Below are 17,199 nucleotides of genomic sequence, written 5' to 3'. Positions count from 1 at the left end.
TTTCTCTGTTCTCTTTCCAGGCACGCCATGTCAGTTATTGAATCCCGCATCAATCCGCGTTCCCAAGACTTTCAGGACAACGCCTCGATCATGCAGGCCCTGATCCTTGATCTGCGCCAAAAGCTACAGAAAACCGCCTTGGGTGGGTCCGAATCCTCCCGGCAACGCCATGTGGGTCGCGGCAAGCTGCTGCCCCGCGAGCGCGTCGAACGTCTGCTTGATCCCGGCACCCCTTTCCTGGAGCTTTCGCCTTTGGCTGCCCAGGATGTCTATAACAACGAGTCTCCGGGCGCAGGCATCATCACCGGCATTGGCCGCATTGCAGGCATTGAATGCGTGGTGGTCTGCAACGACGCGACGGTCAAGGGCGGTACTTACTACCCGCTGACGGTGAAGAAGCATTTGCGTGCCCAGGAAATTGCCCAACAGAATAATCTGCCCTGCGTGTACCTGGTGGACTCGGGCGGGGCCAACCTGCCCAACCAGGAAGACGTGTTCCCGGATCGTGACCACTTTGGCCGCATCTTCTACAACCAGGCCAATATGTCGGCCCAGGGCATTGCCCAGATTGCTGTCGTGATGGGTTCGTGTACCGCTGGCGGTGCCTACGTTCCAGCCATGAGTGATGAATCCATCATCGTGCGCGACCAGGGCACCATCTTCCTGGGTGGCCCTCCACTGGTCAAAGCCGCAACCGGTGAAGAAGTCAGCGCCGAAGACTTGGGCGGTGGCGATGTACACACCCGTCTGTCCGGCGTAGCCGACCATCTGGCCGAAAACGATCTTCATGCGCTGGAGCTGGCGCGCCGCTGCGTGGGCCGTCTGAACCGCGAGAAAAAACTGCCCTGGCCGCTGAAAGAAGTGCGCGAGCCACGTTACGACCCGCAAGAGCTGAACGGCATCATCCCTGCCGACACCCGCAAGCCCTACGATGTGCGCGAAGTGATCGCCCGCATTGTGGACGATTCGGACTTTGATGAATTCAAAGCCCGCTTCGGCACCACGCTTGTAACCGGCTTTGCCCATATTCACGGCATGCCCGTAGGCATCATCGCCAATAACGGCATTCTGTTCTCCGAAGCGGCCCAGAAGGGCGCCCACTTCATCGAACTGTGCTGCCAGCGCAAGACGCCTTTGGTGTTCCTGCAAAACATCACCGGCTTCATGGTGGGCCGCAAGTACGAGAACGAAGGGATTGCCCGTCATGGCGCCAAGCTGGTCACCGCCGTTTCTACCGCAGCCGTGCCCAAATTCACCGTGATTCTGGGCGGCTCCTTTGGTGCCGGTAACTACGGTATGTGTGGCCGCGCCTTCAGCCCGCGCCTGCTGTTCCTCTGGCCCAATGCCCGTATCTCGGTCATGGGTGGTGAACAAGCAGCCAGCGTGCTGGCTACCGTGCGCCGCGACGGCCTGGAAGCTCGTGGCCAAAGCTGGAGCGCCGAGGAAGAAGAAGCCTTCAAGGCCCCCATCCGTGAACAATACGAACATGAAGGCCACCCCTACTATGCCACCGCGCGTTTGTGGGATGACGGCATCATCCAGCCTTCGGATACCCGGCGCGTTCTGGCCCTGGGCCTGTCCGCCGCCTTGAACGCCCCTATTGAAGACACCCGCTTTGGCGTGTTCCGCATGTAAGACAAGGAGACACTGTGTTTCAGACCCTGCTGATAGCCAATCGCGGTGAAATTGCCTGCCGGGTGGCCGCCACTGCCCGCAGCCTGGGGCTGCGTACCGTTGCGGTTTACTCCGACGCGGACGCCGACGCCCAGCATGTACGTGCTTGTGATCAGGCCGTGCGCATCGGTGGCCCCGAGCCACGCGACAGTTATTTGAAGATCGACGCCATTCTGGAAGCCGCCCGTGCCACTGGCGCGAATGCCATCCACCCTGGCTACGGTTTTCTGTCCGAGAACGAGCACTTTGCTCGCGCTTGTGAAGAAGCCGGCATTATTTTCGTGGGCCCCCCCGCTCAAGCCATTGCGGCGATGGGCAGCAAGTCCGCCGCCAAATCCCTGATGGAAAAAGCCGGTGTGCCCTTGGTGCCCGGTTACCACGGCGACAACCAGGACCCCGACTTTCTGCACCAGCAAGCCGACAAGATCGGCTACCCCGTGCTGATCAAGGCCAGTGCCGGTGGTGGTGGCAAGGGCATGCGCATTGTGGAAGAGTCCGGCGCGTTCCTGGAGGCCTTGCGCTCTTGCCAGCGCGAAGCCGCCAGCAGCTTTAGCGACGACCGCGTACTGATCGAGCGCTACATCACCAAACCACGCCATATCGAAATCCAGGTCTTTGGTGACCAGCACGGTGGGTACGTGTACTTGTTCGAACGCGATTGTTCGGTACAGCGCCGTCACCAGAAAGTGATTGAAGAAGCTCCCGCCCCCGGCATGACGCCTGAGCGTCGCCAGGCCATGGGCGAAGCGGCCATTGCAGCAGCACGCGCCGTGAACTATGTAGGCGCAGGCACGGTGGAGTTCATTGCCGAGCAGGACGGTCGTTTCTACTTCATGGAAATGAATACCCGCCTGCAAGTGGAGCACCCCGTCACCGAACTGATTACGGGCCACGATCTGGTGGAATGGCAGCTGCGTGTGGCCGATGGCCAGCCTTTGCCTGCCAAGCAGGAAGAGCTGAGCATCAATGGTCACGCCATTGAGGTTCGCATTTACGCAGAAAACCCCGATAAGGACTTCCTGCCCTCCATCGGTACACTGCGCAGCTTGCGGTACCCCGCCCATGCGTCCTTCACCTCCGGTGATGTGCGTATCGACAGCGGCGTGCGTGAAGGCAGCGTCATCAGCCCCTTTTACGATCCCATGATTGCCAAGGTCATCACCCATGGTGCTGATCGTGAACAGGCCCGTCGTCGCCTGATTCGCACGCTGGCCGATACTCAAGTGGCCGGTGTACACACCAACAAGACCTTCCTGCAACGTCTGCTGGGCGATGAAGCCTTTGCCCAGGCCGATCTGGATACGGGTCTGATCCCACGTCGTCACGATGCGCTGTTCCCCAGCAATCAGGACGTTCCAGCTTCTGTGCTGGCCTTCGCCGCCTGCGCCGTGCTGACTCATCAGGGTATGAGCGGGCAAGCCCCCAACTCCGACCCGTGGGCGGTACATGACGCCTGGCGTTTGAGCGGGGACTACGATCAGAAAGTGGCCTTGCAACTGGGTGAAGAAGCCCACGAAGTGCTGCTGCAACGTCGTGACAACCAGTGGCAGATCACGCTGGGCGAAACCCAACACGCGCTGCGCTGGCAAGCCGAGGCAAGGGCTGGTCTGGCCAACACCCTGACCTTGCGTCTGTGGCTGGATCAGGTCGAGTACCGCGCCCAGGTGCTGCAAGATGGCGACCATCTGCAAGTTGCCCAGGCTGGTTCAGACTGGACCCTGGCCGTGGTCGACACCTTGGCCAGTGCCGGCACCAACAGCCAGGAAGCCCACGGAGGCCGCCTGACCGCTCCCATGCCGGGCAAGATCATTGCCTTGAATGTGGGCGCAGGTGACAGCGTCAAACAGGGCGATGTGCTGCTGGTCATGGAAGCCATGAAAATGGAACACTCCATTCAGGCACCGGCAGACGGCACCGTGGCCGAGCTGTTCTTTGCGGTGGGCGATCAAGTGCCTGAAGGTGCAGAACTGGTCACCATGGAGAGCTGAAACCCCTCCCTTCCAGCCCGTGTAAAACGCATTGCCGGGCTGGGAAAATAGGCGTAAAGTCGCACAAACAAGAGCCCCCACCCAGGGGCTCTTGCCGTTAAGAACGACTCATGACCGCCCAGCCTCTTACCCCTTACTGTGGTCGCTTTGCGCCTAGTCCCAGTGGTCCCTTGCACGAGGGTTCACTGGTTGCTGCCATGGCCAGCTACCTGGATGCACGCGCCCAGAACGGGCGCTGGTTACTGCGCATTGAAGATATAGACACGCCACGCGTGGTCGCAGGGGCTGACCAGATCATCATGAAGCAGTTGCAAGGCCTGGGCATGCATTGGGATGGCGAGGTGATTTGGCAAAGCCAGCGGCTGGCACGCTACCAGGAAGTGTTTGATGGCCTGCGCGAGCGAGATCTGGTCTACGGCTGCACCTGCACCCGTCAGGAAATTCTGGCGGCTTCCATGCCGGTTGCCCCGGATTCGCATGAATATCCCTATGCAGGCACCTGCCGCCACGGCATCCCGGCAGACCGTACCATCCGTGCATGGCGGCTACGTGTCTCGGAAGGGGTGGAACACTTCACCGATCGCTGGGCCGGGCCGCAGCAACAGGACGTAGCCAAAGAAGTCGGGGACTACATTCTTAAGCGCGCCGACAAGCTCTGGGCTTACCAGTTTGTCGTGGTCATTGATGATGCGGACAGCCAGATCACTGATGTTGTACGCGGCGCAGACTTGCTCAGCTCCACAGCCCGCCAGCGCGTACTGCAAAAAGTCCTGGGCCTGCCTGTCCCGCGCACGTTGCACGTGCCGCTGGCCTGTGATGAGCAAGGCCGCAAGCTCTCCAAACAGAATCATGCCCCGGCCTTTGACCTGGAGCACCCTCTGGAAACGCTACAACGGGTTTGGACCTTTCTGGGTTTTGCTCCCATGGCTGCAAACAGCTTGAACGAGTTCTGGAGCCAGGCCATCAGCGCTTGGGCGCAACGCTTCCCGCTGCCTGCGAAGCCAAGCCCGAACAACTAAGCCACGAGCCGAGGCTAGATGCGGATGCGGATGCGGATGCGGATGCGGATGCGGATGCGGATGCGGATGCGGATGCGGATGCGGATGCGGATGCGGATGCGGATGCGGATGCGGATGCGGATGCCAGCTAGTTTAGTGGCCTTTCAACCGCTGCGGTCCCACTTGCAGTGGTTTCAAATAAACGACAGTTTCTGCCCCAACAATCGATTTATGTTTCAATCATAAAGACGCCCCGCCGCAAAGGGCGTCTGCCAGAGCAGACCCAGGCAAAAAGCAGTCTGGATGCGCAAGGCAAGACCCATCCATCCCCTGAACACCCCATTTGCCCCCTACCGCAAATCAGCGTAAAGTTTGGTCACTGGTTACCGAAATCACGCAGTTTTTTTAATCACTTAGGACGGCAACCTTATACCCATGTTTGATATCCTGGTTTATCTATTCGAGACGTATTACAACCCCCAGTCCTGTCCCAAGGCGGAGGTTCTGGCCCACAAGCTGGCGGCTATTGGCTTTGAAGACGAGGACATCAACGACGCACTGGGCTGGTTACATGCACTGGGCGAGACCTCGCAGCAGTGCCAGCCTACGGCTCAACTCAGTCCCAACAGTCAGCGTATTTTTTCTGAGCACGAACAACATGTGCTGGGCGCTGATGCCATGGGTTTCATCACCTTTTTGCAAAATTCCGGCGCTCTTACCGCCCACCTGCGCGAAATCCTGATTGAAAGCGCCATGACGGTGGACGAAAGCCCGGTCTCGTTGGACAAAATAAAAATTGTCGCCCTGATGGTTTTGTGGAGCCACGAAGCCGAAATCGATCACCTGATCTTTGAAGAGCTGCTCAGCGACGACTCCACCCGTCAGTCCCACTAAGCTGATACACAGGAACCTATTTTTTGTTCAGGAAACGGCCCCGATAAAGAGGGTCCTTCAACACAAAAAACCAAGGCCCGAATCCGACGCCACATCTGATTCGGGCCTTTTTGATTGGGCTTGCTGCTGACTGGCTCTGGCTTGGCTGCCTCTAGCGAAACAAACCCCAGACACAAAAAAGCCGGATTGTCTTTATTAGAGGCAATCCGGCTCCAGGCTATTGAGCGCAGTTGTTCAGCTCAGGCTCACTTGATTTCCTTTCTGTCCTTGTCCAGCATCGCGCGCAGCAGGCTTTGACCACCCTCGACCACCGCAAACTCGCCATAACGGGCGGCATCGAAGCGATCTGCCGAGCCTTCCGCGAAGAACCAGGCATCTGTTCCAGGCGTCCAGTTACTGCGGTGACGACGCATGCGCAAGCGCATCACATCGGAAGGTTCAGCCACAGGGCCTTCTTCGCTCCACAGACGCTCCTGGCCGTCCTGCTCCAGATAAACACCCTTGAGCTGCGCCACCTTGTTCTCATCCAGCTGCACCGCCACAACAACCCATTGCTGAGCGTCCATCTTGGCAAGCGCATCCTTGGGCAAGCCCCAGGACAGGGCAGACAAGTTCTGCGACAGGGCAAAGTTCAAGGACATATAGTCGCCCTGCATCAGCGAACGGGGATCCACCGGAGCCAGCTCCAGCAAGACCGTCTGACCATCGCTCAAGATACGTTCTTTTTGCACGATGGCCACGTTGGCCACACCCAGCACCAGCACAGTCCCCAGCAGAACGCTGGCAACAATACCCTTGGGCGTCTCCTGCGGCGCTACTACCGCCCCTTTCTTCTTGCGACTCAACTGACCCAAATAGGCAAAGACCAGACATCCCACTCCGGTTGCCAGCAACAGTTCAGCCTTGTCCAGCAAGCTGATATTCAGGATGTAATACAGACGCCAGAGGCAGAACAGGCCCATTGCCACGGCCACCGCCAACAAGCTGAGATAACGCCAGGCATAAGCCACCAGAACCCAGCTCAAGGCCAGGGCCACTGGCGGATAGGGTGTCCAGACCGCGCACAAAGCGGCCATCCCCAGCAAGGCAATGCCATAAACCAGGGGCTGGTCACGCCAGCCGCGCCAATAAAACGCCAGTATCGCCAAAGGAGCCATGGCCAGCAGAAAGCCAGCTACGGTCAGGTACGGCCGCGACTCGTCCCAGAAGGGCATGGAATAAAACAGCGTGCCCGCCGAAACAAGATGAATCTGGGAAGCGAGCAGCAAGGACCAGAACAAGGGCAGCCAGAAATGCGGCTTGCGCTCACCACGCAGATAGAAATGCCCCAGCAACAAGGCGGCAAAGAACATGAATGCCGCGGGCATTTCCAGCACCCAATAAGGCATCATGGTCCAGCGATCAAACAAGCGCTCGATCACCAGAAACTCGATCGCGGCCAGTGCCCAAATCACTAGCAACATGCGCAATACGAACTGGCCTTTGGCAAGTCTGTACAGCAAGGTGCTGATCACGACGGCTATCATGGCGCTGGCCTCAGGTGGCCAGGGGTAGCGCATGTCCACAAGCGGCACGCTCAGCAAGAGTAGCGCACACGCAACCCAGCCGCCGACCAGATCCCGGCTGGGTACTGTGTGAGCCTTGCCAAACAGCACGGGGGACACCAGAGCCATGATGCCGCCCAGTACACCTAGCGCTTCCAGACTCAAATCCAGAGAAACAGCCAAGTACAGCAGAATAATCAGCGGTAACAGCAGGTAGAGGAACAGCTTGATCACGCGCAGATACCAGGGGTGATGCTCGTCACTATCCTGAGCGTCAGCTTGAACACTAGCCTGTGCGTGGGCCAGGGTCTCTGCTGTTGAGGCGGCAGGACTTGTTGCCATTGCTGCGTTCACTGGTGCTTGAGTTGCGGCCGCCTCGCCACCATGAGTCCGTCGCCAATGGACGACCTGTTGCTGCAGGAAGCGGAGCAAGCCCAGGCCCAGGCCCACAATCACCACCACGATCAGCAAAAACGCATCGCTTGCATACTCGATAATCAGCATGCTCAAGGAGCCATACGCACCGAACGAGGCCAAGGACATGATCAGCAAATCCGGGCGGCGATAGTGATAAATACCGTACAGCACCAGGAACAGGACCAGTCCCAGCAGGAAGTTGCCTTCCATGACCTGGGCACCGATGAAAAAACCCACCGCAATTGCTGCCACACGCGGCACGATGCGCCACGGGTCATGACGCGCACGCCAGATGGTTTCGGCGGCCAGCAACAACAGCGCATTGACTGCCAAAGCTAGCAAGGTCTGCGAGATGTAACTGCGCCCGAACCAGCCCAAGCGGGCAACATCAATCCACAAGTACAAGGCGGTATTGATCAGTACCAGCCACAGCACCGACAGAAAGACACTGCGCACTGTGAATACCCAAGGTATGATCAGCACAGTCCACAATGCGAAAAGCTGCCAAGGGTCTGCGCCAGTCTGATAAGTCTGGCCAATCAGCGCCAGCAAACCGCCCGTGGCCACGGCGGCCAGGCCGGTCAACGCAGCAGGCACTCCCAGATCATGACCCCAGCCACCGGAACGTCGGCGAAACAGCAAGGCCAGCCCTGCAGAAACCAGCACGGCGCCTTGAGCCAGGGCAAATTTGGCTACGTGCCCCCAGTTTTCCCAATTGGCCGCAATCCAGGTCACCAGACCACTAGCGAGCAGCAAAACGGCCAAACCCCAGGCCAGTTTTGTCAGAAACACTCGCCAGTCTGTGGGCCATACGTTAGTCTTGTCAGGTCTCATAACTTGCATAGAGGGATAAGCACCTCGTATCATTTCGCGCATTGCAGCGCAGTTGCTGTCACTGGAATCATATGGATAAAACACTAATCATTGCCGAGAAACCTTCAGTCGCCGTAGATATCTCGCGGGCATTGGGCGGTTTCACTCGAGAAGGTGATTATTTCGAAAGCGATCGCTATGTGCTGGCCTCCAGCATCGGCCATCTGCTGGGCCTGGTGGCCCCTAATGATCCGGTCCGCGGCAAGTGGAGCTTCACACATCTACCTGTTATTCCCCCTCAGTTTGAGCTCAACCCGACTGACAAGAAATCGACTGAGCGCTTGAAACTGCTGGTCAAGCTGATCAAACGAAAAGATGTCACCGCTGTTATTAATGCCTGTGACGCGGGGCGCGAGGGTGAGCTGATTTTTCGCTACATTATGCAGTACGCCGGCGCGAAAAAACCGGTGCAAAGGCTTTGGTTACGTTCGATGACACAATCGGCGATCCGTGAAGCATTTGAAAACCTGCGCGACGATGAAGACATGAAACCGCTGGAAGCGGCGGCCCGTTCGCGCGCTGAAGCGGACTGGCTGGTGGGCATTAATGGCACGCGTGCCATGACGGCTTTCAATAGCAAGGATGGCGGTTTTTTCAAGACCCCCGTGGGCCGTGTGCAAACCCCCACGCTGGCTATCGTGAACGAGCGCGAGAACCGCATTCGCCAGTTTGTGTCGCGCGATTACTGGGAAGTACATGCGGACTTTATTGCCGCTGCAGGCCTGTACACCGGCCGCTGGTTCGATCCCAAGTTCGTCAAAGACGAGCATGACCCCGAGAAAAAAGACTCGCGTCTGTGGTCCCTGACGGCTGCCCAAACCATTGTGGCCGCGTGCCGCGAGCAACCCGGCGTAGTCACCGAGGAATCCAAGCCCAGCACGCAGATGTCGCCCGCCTTGTTTGATTTGACCTCGCTGCAACGCGAAGCCAACTCGCGCTTCGGCTTCTCTGCCAAGACCACCTTGTCCTTGGCGCAGACGCTATACGAACGCCACAAGGCGCTGACTTACCCCCGTACCGATTCGCGCTATCTGCCTGAAGACTATATAAGTACGGTGCAAGAAACCATGCGTGCGCTGGCTGACAGCGGCACGCCTGCCAGCGCTTCAGTGCAACCGTTTGCGCAGGAAGTGGTCGAGCAGAAATGGGTCAAGCCCAACCGTCGGATTTTCGACAACAAGAAGGTTTCGGATCACTTTGCCATCATCCCCACCTTGCAGGTGCCTCGGGAGCTGAGCGATGCCGAACACAAGATTTACGAGCTGATCAGCCGTCGCTTCCTGGCCGTGTTCTTCCCGGCTGCAGAATTCCGCGTCACCACGCGTATTACGCAGGTGTCCGGTCACCACTTCAAGACGGAAGGCAAAGTGCTGGTCAAACCGGGCTGGTTGGCTATTTACGGCCGCGATGCCCAAGGTGAAGATGCGTCCCTGGTGCCGGTTGCTGACGGCGAGAAGGTTCGCACTGAAGACGTGAACACCAAGGCCCTGGCTACCAAGCCACCTGCACGCTTTACGGAAGCGACCCTGCTGTCGGCCATGGAAAGCGCCGGCAAGCTGGTAGATGATGAAGCCTTGCGCGAAGCCATGTCCGAGCGCGGTCTGGGTACACCAGCCACCCGTGCTGCCATTATTGAAGGTCTGCTGAACGAAGCCTACTTGCGTCGTGAAGGCCGCGAACTGGTGCCTAGCGCCAAGGCACGTCAGCTGATGACTTTGCTGTCCGGCCTGGGTGTTAGCGAACTGACATCGCCCGAACTGACTGGCGAGTGGGAACACCAGCTCAAGCAGATCGAGCAACGTCAGCTGGACCGCGACGTGTTCATGCGTGAAATCGCGCAGATGACGCAAGTTATCGTCAAGCGCGCGAAAGAATATGAGCGCGACACGGTTCCGGGTGATTACGCGACCTTGCAGACGCCATGCCCTAAATGTGGTGGCGTGGTCAAAGAAAATTACCGTCGTTATGCCTGCACGGCTTGCGATTTCTCTATCGGCAAGCACCCCGGTGGTCGCACCTTTGAGCTGCCTGAAGTTGAAGAGCTGTTGGCCAAGAAAGAACTGGGCCCACTGCCCGGTTTCATCAGCAAGATGGGTCGTCCCTTTGCGGCACTTTTACGCATTACCGACGAGTACAAGCTGGAGTTCGACTTCGGCCAGAACGACGACGATGATGACGAAGCCCTGGATTTCAGCGGCCAGACCCCGGTCGGCCCCTGCCCCAAGTGCCAGTCCCCGGTCTTTGAGCACGGCTTGCGTTACTTGTGCGAGAAGTCGGTCGGCCCATCCAAGAGCTGCGACTTCCGTAGCGGCAAGGTGATCTTGCAGCAGGAAATTACCCGCGAACAGATGGCCAAGCTGTTGGGCGAAGGCAAGACAGACCTGCTGGATGGTTTCGTGTCCTCGCGTACCAACCGCAAGTTCAAGGCCTTCCTGGTGCGTCAGGCAGACGGCAAGATCGGCTTTGAGTTCGAACCTCGTCCAGAGAAGCCAGGTCGCAAAACAGCCGCCAAGAAAACGGCCACTAAAGCAGCGGCTAAAAAGACAGCAGTGAAGAAGACGGCGGCCAAGAAGACGGCAGCTAAAAAAACAGCTGCTAAAAAGACGGCCAGCAAGGCGGAGTAAAAAGCTCGGCTTGTTTGAAGGAATGGCCTCCCTTTTTTGGGGGGACCTTTTTTTATGGGTAGTCGTGTAGGGCTTGCAGGCTGGGGAAGAGAGTCTCTGTGAAAACGCCATTCAGGGACCGGGTTTGGGTCTCCGGGCTGAGCACTTGCCGGTGCTGCGCACCGGTTCCCTTGTCGAGCACAGGCTCCGGGCGCGCCCTGAACTCGCCCGGTGGTTTGTCCCCCGGACAAACCACAAACGCCGGGCTCAAACAGCAGGGCGCTTGCATCCCGGATCCCGCACTCGCCTGCGGCAAGTACTCTGAACCGCCCCGAGACCCAAACCCGGTCCCTGAACGGCTCACAATAGTTCTTTGCCCAGAAGCTGTAAGGCTTCTTACCCTTATGACCTCAATTCCACCCAAATACTTATGTATGCCCCTGGACATGACATAAAGAAACGACCGAAACATAGGCTGCTAACCAAACATAAGCATCGAAAAGTAAACAACAACAACAACAACAACAACAACAACAACAACAACAACAACAACAACAACAACACATAGTGCATAGCACGCAGCACCCTGCACGCAGCCACAGCCAATGCAAACCCAACCGAAACAGTGTTGCAAGGCCGAGGTATTAAAACGGTGTGAAGGCTCGAGGCCGTGGGGCTCTGGGGGTGGGCGGGTCAGAGTACTTGCCGCGGGCAGGAGATAGCGCAGGGGTACAAGCATCCTGCTGTTTGAGCACGACGCTTATGGTTTGTCCGGTGGACAAACCATCGTGCGAGTTCAGGATGCGCCCTGCGCTATCTCCTGACTAGGGCACCGGTGCGCAGCACCGGCAAGTGCTCAGCCCACCCCCAGCGCCCCACGGACTCGAGCCTGGCTTTTAATCACCTCTCCTATGCCAAGCTCCATCCCAAGCACTAGTCTGAAGCCAAAACCCTTCTAAACAACAATGCAGCAGCATCAAAACCGCAACTACAGCGGCAAATAAAACAAAGCCTTGGCAAGCACCACAATCAGCAGCACGTGTGCAAAAACACTAAGGTGAATAATCCGTGATCGCCGCGCTGTCATGGTCTTGCGTCGGCTCATCACCATTACAGATAGAAAGTGCCCAAATACGCTTAGCGCCAGGGTGATCTTTACACCCAGTATCCAGGCACGAGCGCCACCAACCTCAAACAAGGCCCGATGCTGCCAGGCCAGACTCAAGCCCGCACCGTAGAGCAATAACAAAACCCAAGGCATGATGCGACGCGCCCGCCGCCCCAGGGCATACTCGAACTCCCGCATCGATGGCCGGGAAACCTGACGCGCCAAAGGCGACAACATCAGCACCTCGAAAAACACAGTACCGATAAAAAAAATCGCAGCCAGAAGGTGAACCAACAACAGGAGGAAATAGCTCATGAACAGCGCTCAGGAAAGCAGACGATTCATCAACGGTACACCAGGTCTCGCGCCCACAAACTGACTTCTGGCACATAGCTGATCAGCATCAAGCAAGCCAAGATGACGACGACAAAAGGCAGCAGTGGACGTATCAGTTTTTCCAAAGAAATCCCGGCCACTGAACAGGCGGCAAACAGATTCACGCCAAAGGGCGGTGTCACCATCCCCAAGGCCAGATTGACCACCATGATGATGCCGAAGTGCGCCGGATCAATGCCGAACTGCATGGCTACCGGCAGCAAGAGCGGAGCCAACACCACAATCGAGGCCGAGGTCTCGACAAACATGCCCACCACAAACAAGGCCGCGTTCACACCCAGCAAAAACATCATGGGGCTACTGAACAATTCCCCCAACCAGATCCCCATGGCAGCCGGAATGCCGGTGCGATTGAGCAGGAAGCCAAACACACCCGCATTGGCGATGATGAACATGATGACCGCCGTGGACACCACGGAACGATGCAGCACCTTGGACAGGTCGCCCCATTTAACGCTGCTGTAGACAAACATGCTCACGATCAAGGCATAGACTACCGCCACCGCCGAAGCCTCGGTAGGCGTGAAAATACCCCCGTAAATCCCGCCGAGAATAATCACCGGCATCAACAAGGCCAGCCACGCCTGACGGAACGCCGTCCAGACACCCAAACGACCCACACCGTCCTGCAAACCCAGACCATGGCGGCGTGCATACAGCCACACATAAATCATCAAGGCGCCGCCGATCAACAAGCCAGGGCCAATACCCGCAACGAACAGCTCGCCTACCGACGTGTCCGTGGATACGGCAAACAGAATCATGGGAATGGACGGCGGGATGATCACCCCCAACTCCGCCGCTGAGGCCTGCAAGGATGCCGCGAACGGTGCCGGGTAGCCATGCCGGACCATGGCAGGGATAAGAATTGCCCCGACAGCAAAAGTGGTTGCCACACTGGAACCGGCCACTGCCGCAAAAATCATGCAGGTCAGCACACAGCTACAAGCCAGGCCCCCTTGAACACCACCCACCAGGCTTTTGGCAAACTCCACCATACGGTTGGACATGCCGCCCGACTCCATCAGGTTGCCTGCCAGAATGAAGAAGGGCACCGCCACCAGGGGGTACTTGTCCAGAGCTGCATACAACTGCTGGGCGATGACCAGAAAAGTCATGCGCCCCTCCCAGGCTACTCCCGCCATATTGGCCAGCCCCACGGCAATCGCCACGGGCACCGTCAATACAAAAAACAGCAGCATGGACACAAGCATGATCTGGGACACGATACGGTCTCCGGTCTAAACAGATGCCCGTAGGGCATCGAGAGTTCGGTGGTGCTTTACAGGCACGGAATCAGGTCTTGAATTAGAGCTGCGTGTTATCGACCACAGCAGGCGCTGGTTTCTCCAGCCAACGGGCCAACAGGCCCAAAATGGCCAGCACGGCACCAATCGGGATCGCGATATACACCCAGGAAATGGACCACTCCAGACTAGGCATGGTCTGAAACCGCACCCGCCAGGTCATTTGAATGCCGACCCAGGTCAACAGGCCGAAGAAAGCCAGACACGTAATCAGCACGGCCACATCCAGCCAATGCTGCGTCCGCTTTCCGACCCAGAGCCGCAGCACATCCACGCTTAGCATGGCACCCTGACGCAAGGCCAGACACAGGCCCAGCATGACTGTCCAGATCAGAGCGGCACGTGACCAGGCCTCGCTCCAGTCGGCGGGCGACTGGAGCACGAAACGAGCGATCACTTGATAGAACGCAGCCGCCACTGCCGAGAGCAGCAGCAACTGCGTCACCCAGGACACCAGACGAAACAGGCCCTTATCCAGAACGGACAACAGAGCTTTCATGATGAATGCCGTTTACTGAGTCTGACGGATAGATTCGACCAGTTCCTGGCCGAACTGTTTGTAGTACTGGGGATAGACAGGCTCCACCGCTTTGGCAAACGCCGCATGGTCAACGGTATTGACCTGCATGCCTTCAGCCTTGACGGCATCCACGCCGGTTTTCTCGATATCGTCCACGTAGTCACGCATGGCCTGGGCAGCCGTTACGCCGGCATCTTTCATCAACTGCTTGTCCTGATCGGACAGGCCGTCATACACCGCCGGAGACATCAGCACCAAGGCCGGGCCATACACGTGAGCCGTCAGCGACAGGTACTTTTGCAGCTGCGGCAGCTTGGCCGACACAATCACGGACAAGGGATTTTCCTGGCCGTCGATGGTGCCTTGTTGCAGGGCGGTCGCCACTTCCGGCCAGGCCATAGGCGTAGCCAGAATACCGATTTCACGGAAAGCGGCAATATGAATGGGGTTCTCTGTGGTGCGTATCTTCAGGCCCTTGGCATCAGCTGGGGTGGTGACAGGACGCACATTATTGGTCAGGTGACGGAAACCTTGCTCGCCCCAGGCCAGCGCCACAATTCCGCGTTTGGGAAATTCAGCCAGCATGTCCTGACCGATCTTGCCATCAAGTACATGGCGGGCATGTTGCAGGTCGCGGAACAGGAAAGGAATATCGAACACGCCAGTCTTGGGCACAAAGTTCAGGGTTGCGCCGGTAGACACAATCGCCAGATCAATCGTGCCCAGTTGCAAGCCTTCAATAACTTCGCGCTCGCCGCCCAAGGCGCTGTTGGGAAAGGCCTCGATGGTGTAGTTGCCGTCCTTTTCCAAGGCACTGGCAAAGGCTTTTGCACCCGCACCATAGTGAGAGCTGGTGGACAAAGCGTAAGCCAGCTTCAAGGAAGTCTGGGCCGTGGCCGCTCCCGCCGCCAGGCCCAAGCCCAGCATCAAACCTGCGGCCAAAAGACGGTTCTTCATGTGACGGTACATCATGCATGCCCCTCCTGTCTGAATGGATCAGTGTATTTAATGCGTAGTGCTCGGGCTGGGACATAGGGGTTTTTACGCCTGTGTCCCAGCCGGGCACCTTATTCTTCTACGTACCAGTTATCTTCGGACAACATGACCTGTTGATGGCCATAGCCCGCTGGCATCATGGGGAAACAGTTTTCCAGCGCCAGCACTTCCACGTTCAGAAAGAACGGGCCATCGTGGGCCAGACAACGCTCCAGCGCCGCATCCAGCTGATCGGGATGCTCCACGCGTTCGGCTTCCCAACCAAAGGCGCGCGACAAGGCCACAAAATCGGGCATGGCTTCGTTATAGCTGTGGCTGTAACGACCATCGTGAATCAGCTCTTGCCACTGGCGCACCATGCCCATGTGGCGGTTATTGCACAGAATCACCTTGATCGGCGTGCGGTGCTGCACAGCGCTGGCCAGTTCCTGAATATTCATCAGTACCGACGCGTCACCACTGACACACACCACCAGCTTGTCCGGATGCGCAATCTGCGCCCCAAACGCAGCAGGTACGCCGTAACCCATGGTGCCGGCTCCACCCGAAGTCAGCCAACGGCGAGGACGATCAAACTTGATGTACTGCGCAGCCCACATCTGGTGCTGGCCCACATCGGTAGAGACGATGGCATCACGGCCTTCCAGATGCGCGTCCAGACGTTGCAGCAAGTGCTGCGGCAAGATAGCGTCGTTATGTGGCGTCACTTTCAAGCACTCTTGTGCACGCCACACACCAATACGCTGCCACCAGTCATTCAAGCGACCTTCAGGCAATTCGTGATGCGACAGCTCTTTGCGCAAGGCACGCAGCAGGGGATAACAGTCGCCCACCAAAGCCACATCAGCACGCACCACCTTGTCGATGGAACCGGGGTCGATATCAATATGAATCTTGCTGGCATGGGGGCAGAAATCGGACAGACGGCCGGTAATGCGGTCGTCGAAGCGAGCGCCCACACAGATAATCAGATCCGCATGGTGCATGGCCAAGTTGGCTTCCAGCGTGCCGTGCATGCCCAACATGCCCACGAACTGCTCATCACGTGCAGGGTAGGCACCCAGGCCCATCAAGGTCAGTGTGCAAGGTGCACCAGTTTCCTGAACCAGGCTGGTGAAGGCGTGGCTGGCATCGGCCCCGGAGTTGATCAGGCCACCACCACCGTAAAACACGGGGCGGCGAGCGTGCGCAATCATGGCGGCGGCGCGTTTAATCGCCGCTTCCTGGGCAGAGGCCGGAGCGGCAGGAGCCAAGAGGCTGTCAGCCTCGTCCTGGGCCGGCGCATCGCTGCTGGCAGCGGGCAGGGTGGCGATCTGAATATCTTTGGGGAAGTCCAGCAGCACCGGACCGGGGCGACCCTGGGTACACAGGCGCAAGGCCTTGGCCGTCAGGGAGGCCACGTCTTCAATACGACGAACCTGGGCATTCCACTTGGTCACAGGGCGGGAAATGCCAATCGCATCGCACTCCTGGAAAGCGGCGGTACCAATTGCGGTGGTCGCTACTTGACCACTAATACACAGGACAGGAATAGAATCACACAAGGCATCGAGCAAACCGGAGGTGGTATTGGCCATACCGGGGCCTGATGTCACCAGCACCACGCCAGGTTTGCCGGTGCTGCGGGCATAGCCTTCGGCCGCATGTACGGCAGCTTGCTCGTGACGAACCAAAATATGACGAATTCGCGGTTGGGCATGAAGAGCATCATAGAGCGGTAACACCGCTCCGCCAGGATAACCAAAAATGGTATCTACACCCTGAGCGATCAAGGTTTCGAGCAAGATTTGCGCGCCGTTGTGGGCGGTCGTTTCAAGTGACATGGTTGCGTAGCCCTGCATGTTTTGTAAGATAGAGATCGCCGTCCAGTTTATCCCCTTT

General features: G+C 58.0%; 12 protein-coding genes. 6 read left to right on the top strand and 6 right to left on the bottom strand.

Annotated features, from left to right (window positions below):
- Positions 1-27: 27 nt before the first annotated feature.
- The 5 genes from NIZ92_RS00675 to NIZ92_RS00655 all read left to right on the top strand — a co-directional run bounded on the left by NIZ92_RS00675 (position 28) and on the right by NIZ92_RS00655 (position 5,554).
- On the top strand, positions 28-1,635 hold the full coding sequence (locus NIZ92_RS00675; protein ID WP_042484787.1) for a carboxyl transferase domain-containing protein: 1,608 nt from the start codon (positions 28-30) through the stop codon (positions 1,633-1,635).
- Between the two features lie 14 nt (positions 1,636-1,649).
- The gene (locus NIZ92_RS00670; RefSeq protein WP_254002535.1) at positions 1,650-3,662 is read left to right on the top strand and encodes an acetyl/propionyl/methylcrotonyl-CoA carboxylase subunit alpha; all 2,013 of its coding nucleotides are present in this window, start codon (positions 1,650-1,652) and stop codon (positions 3,660-3,662) included.
- 110 nt (positions 3,663-3,772) lie between these two features.
- Positions 3,773-4,681, top strand: a complete 909-nt coding sequence (gene gluQRS, locus NIZ92_RS00665; protein WP_254002534.1) for a tRNA glutamyl-Q(34) synthetase GluQRS — start codon at positions 3,773-3,775, stop codon at positions 4,679-4,681.
- Positions 4,633-4,812 (top strand): hypothetical protein, encoded by a 180-nt coding sequence (locus tag NIZ92_RS00660; protein ID WP_254002533.1) that lies wholly within the window; start codon positions 4,633-4,635, stop codon positions 4,810-4,812. The genes gluQRS and NIZ92_RS00660 overlap by 49 nt, the downstream gene beginning before the upstream one ends.
- Positions 4,813-5,095: 283 nt before the next feature.
- Complete coding sequence (locus NIZ92_RS00655) at positions 5,096-5,554, top strand: DUF494 family protein (protein ID WP_009463598.1); 459 nt, start codon at positions 5,096-5,098, stop codon at positions 5,552-5,554.
- A gap of 245 nt (positions 5,555-5,799) precedes the next feature.
- Here the strand turns inward: NIZ92_RS00655 and NIZ92_RS00650 are convergent, their stop codons facing one another.
- The gene (locus NIZ92_RS00650; protein ID WP_254002532.1) at positions 5,800-8,307 is read right to left on the bottom strand and encodes a GDYXXLXY domain-containing protein; all 2,508 of its coding nucleotides are present in this window, start codon (positions 8,305-8,307) and stop codon (positions 5,800-5,802) included.
- Between the two features lie 113 nt (positions 8,308-8,420).
- On the opposite strand from NIZ92_RS00650, the gene NIZ92_RS00645 reads away from it, so the two are divergent.
- The gene (locus NIZ92_RS00645; protein ID WP_083055210.1) at positions 8,421-11,012 is read left to right on the top strand and encodes a DNA topoisomerase III; all 2,592 of its coding nucleotides are present in this window, start codon (positions 8,421-8,423) and stop codon (positions 11,010-11,012) included.
- Between the two features lie 967 nt (positions 11,013-11,979).
- On the opposite strand, the gene NIZ92_RS00640 is transcribed toward NIZ92_RS00645, so the two are convergent.
- The 5 genes from NIZ92_RS00640 to ilvB form a co-directional block, all read right to left on the bottom strand.
- On the bottom strand, positions 11,980-12,414 hold the full coding sequence (locus tag NIZ92_RS00640; protein WP_009463604.1) for a CopD family copper resistance protein: 435 nt from the start codon (positions 12,412-12,414) through the stop codon (positions 11,980-11,982).
- 29 nt (positions 12,415-12,443) lie between these two features.
- Positions 12,444-13,721, bottom strand: a complete 1,278-nt coding sequence (locus NIZ92_RS00635) for a TRAP transporter large permease (protein WP_254002531.1) — start codon at positions 13,719-13,721, stop codon at positions 12,444-12,446.
- Positions 13,722-13,803: 82 nt separating this feature from the next.
- On the bottom strand, positions 13,804-14,301 hold the full coding sequence (locus tag NIZ92_RS00630) for a TRAP transporter small permease (RefSeq protein ID WP_009463607.1): 498 nt from the start codon (positions 14,299-14,301) through the stop codon (positions 13,804-13,806).
- 12 nt (positions 14,302-14,313) lie between these two features.
- Complete coding sequence (locus NIZ92_RS00625; protein ID WP_035269947.1) at positions 14,314-15,279, bottom strand: TRAP transporter substrate-binding protein; 966 nt, start codon at positions 15,277-15,279, stop codon at positions 14,314-14,316.
- Between the two features lie 110 nt (positions 15,280-15,389).
- Entirely contained in the window at positions 15,390-17,159 is a 1,770-nt protein-coding gene (ilvB, locus tag NIZ92_RS00620) for a biosynthetic-type acetolactate synthase large subunit (RefSeq protein ID WP_083055205.1), read from the bottom strand.
- Between the last annotated feature and the right edge of the window lie 40 nt (positions 17,160-17,199).

This window comes from Alcaligenes sp. 1735tsa3, from assembly GCF_024134565.1.
In the GTDB taxonomy this organism is placed as follows: domain Bacteria; phylum Pseudomonadota; class Gammaproteobacteria; order Burkholderiales; family Burkholderiaceae_B; genus Alcaligenes; species Alcaligenes phenolicus.
The sequence above is the reverse complement of the archived record's forward strand: the minus strand, read 5'-3'. Positions and strand labels throughout refer to the sequence as shown.

Excerpts from the sequence above, each read along its gene's own strand:
- NIZ92_RS00640 (WP_009463604.1), bottom strand. The coding sequence starts at position 12,414 with ATGAGCTATTTCCTCCTGTTGTTGGTTCACCTTCTGGCTGCGATTTTT.
- NIZ92_RS00655 (WP_009463598.1), top strand. The coding sequence starts at position 5,096 with ATGTTTGATATCCTGGTTTATCTATTCGAGACGTATTACAACCCCCAG.
- NIZ92_RS00645 (WP_083055210.1), top strand. The coding sequence starts at position 8,421 with ATGGATAAAACACTAATCATTGCCGAGAAACCTTCAGTCGCCGTAGAT.
- NIZ92_RS00630 (WP_009463607.1), bottom strand. The coding sequence starts at position 14,301 with ATGAAAGCTCTGTTGTCCGTTCTGGATAAGGGCCTGTTTCGTCTGGTG.
- ilvB (WP_083055205.1), bottom strand. The coding sequence starts at position 17,159 with ATGCAGGGCTACGCAACCATGTCACTTGAAACGACCGCCCACAACGGC.
- NIZ92_RS00625 (WP_035269947.1), bottom strand. The coding sequence starts at position 15,279 with ATGAAGAACCGTCTTTTGGCCGCAGGTTTGATGCTGGGCTTGGGCCTG.
- NIZ92_RS00675 (WP_042484787.1), top strand. The coding sequence starts at position 28 with ATGTCAGTTATTGAATCCCGCATCAATCCGCGTTCCCAAGACTTTCAG.
- gluQRS (WP_254002534.1), top strand. The coding sequence starts at position 3,773 with ATGACCGCCCAGCCTCTTACCCCTTACTGTGGTCGCTTTGCGCCTAGT.